Annotated in this window: 1 pseudogene; it reads right to left on the reverse strand. The window is 43.4% G+C overall.

Features of this window, described 5'->3' with window-relative positions:
- Positions 1-1,911: pseudogene (locus KWG70_RS17615) on the reverse strand (hypothetical protein); the annotation flags it as partial.

The raw sequence follows: 1,911 nt of genomic DNA on the forward strand, positions 1-1,911 counted from the left end.
TAGATCCTCCAGAACCATTATAAGTGATACCATTCTCCGTCCATGTATACGACTCATCAGAGCAAATCGTTACATCAGTCACCACAGGAGCAGGCTCCGGCGTTACTGTTAAGTTAAGTGTTTGATCCGCAGCACAGTTTACCCCTTCAATAGTTACCGAAGTTGATCCTCCAGAACCATTATAAGTGATACCATTCTCCGTCCATGTATACGACTCATCAGAACAAATCGTCACATCAGTTACCACAGGAGCAGGCTCTGGTGTTACTGTTAAGTTAAGTGTTTGATCGGCCGCACAGTTCACACCTTCAATAGTTACCGAAGTAGATCCACCAGAACCATTATAAGTGATACCATTCTCAGCCCACGTATACGACTCATCAGAGCAAATCGCTACATCAGTTACCACAGGAGCAGGCTCCGGTGTTACTGTTAAGTTTAATGTTTGATCGGCTGCACAGTTCACACCTTCAATAGTTACCGAGGTCGATCCTCCAGAACCATCATAAGTGATACCATTCTCCGTCCATGTATATGATTCATCAGAACAAATCGTTACGTCAGTCACAACTGGAGGAGGGTTATTTGAAACTGTCAGAACTAAAGTCTGATCAGCAGCACAATTAATACCTTCCACAGTAACAGTTACATCACCACCAGAACCATCATAAGTAATTCCATTTACAGCCCATGTATATGATTCGTTAGAGCATATATTTTGATTTGTAATTACAGGAGCAGGCTCCGGTGTTACTGTTAAGTTAAGTGTTTGATCAGCAGCACAGTTTACACCTTCAATAGTTACCGAAGTAGATCCTCCAGAACCATTATAAGTGATACCATTCTCCGTCCATGTATACGACTCATCAGAACAAATCGTTACATCAGTTACCACAGGAGCAGGCTCCGGTGTTACTGTTAAGTTAAGTGTTTGATCCGCAGTACAGTTCACACCTTCAATAGTTACCGAGGTCGAACCACCAGAACCATCATAAGTGATACCATTCTCAGCCCATGTATACGACTCATCAGAGCAAATCGTTACATCAGTTACCACAGGAGCAGGCTCCGGTGTTACTGTTAAGTTAAGTGTTTGGTCAGCTGCACAGTTCACACCTTCAATAGTTACAGAGGTCGATCCTCCAGAACCATTATAAGTGATACCATTCTCTGTCCATGTGTATGACTCATCAGAACAAATCGTTACATCAGTCACTACAGGAGCAGGCTCCGGTATTACTGTTAAGTTAAGTGTTTGGTCAGCTGCACAGTTCACACCTTCAATAGTTACCGAGGTCGAACCACCAGAACCATTATAAGTGATACCATTCTCAGCCCACGTATACGACTCATCAGAACAAATCGTTACATCAGTTACCACAGGAGCAGGCTCCGGTGTTACTGTTAAGTTAAGTGTTTGATCCGCAGCACAGTTCACACCTTCAATAGTTACAGAGGTCGAACCACCAGAACCATCATAAGTGATACCATTCTCAGCCCACGTATACGACTCATCAGAACAAATCGTCACATCAGTTACCACAGGAGTAGGCTCCGGTGTTACTGTTAAGTTAAGTGTTTGATCAGCAGCACAGTTTACACCTTCAATAGTTACAGAGGTCGAACCACCAGAACCATTATAAGTGATACCATTCTCCGTCCATGTATACGACTCATCAGAGCAAATCGTTACATCAGTTACCACAGGAGCAGGCTCCGGTGTTACTGTTAAGTTAAGTGTTTGATCCGCAGCACAGTTCACACCTTCAATAGTTACCGAAGTTGATCCTCCAGAACCATCATAAGTGATACCATTCTCAGCCCACGTATACGACTCATCAGAGCAAATCGTTACATCAGTTACCACAGGAGCAGGCTCCGGTGTTACTGTTAAGTTTAATGTTTGATCGG

This window comes from Psychroserpens luteolus, from assembly GCF_021032705.1.
In the GTDB taxonomy this organism is placed as follows: domain Bacteria; phylum Bacteroidota; class Bacteroidia; order Flavobacteriales; family Flavobacteriaceae; genus Psychroserpens; species Psychroserpens luteolus.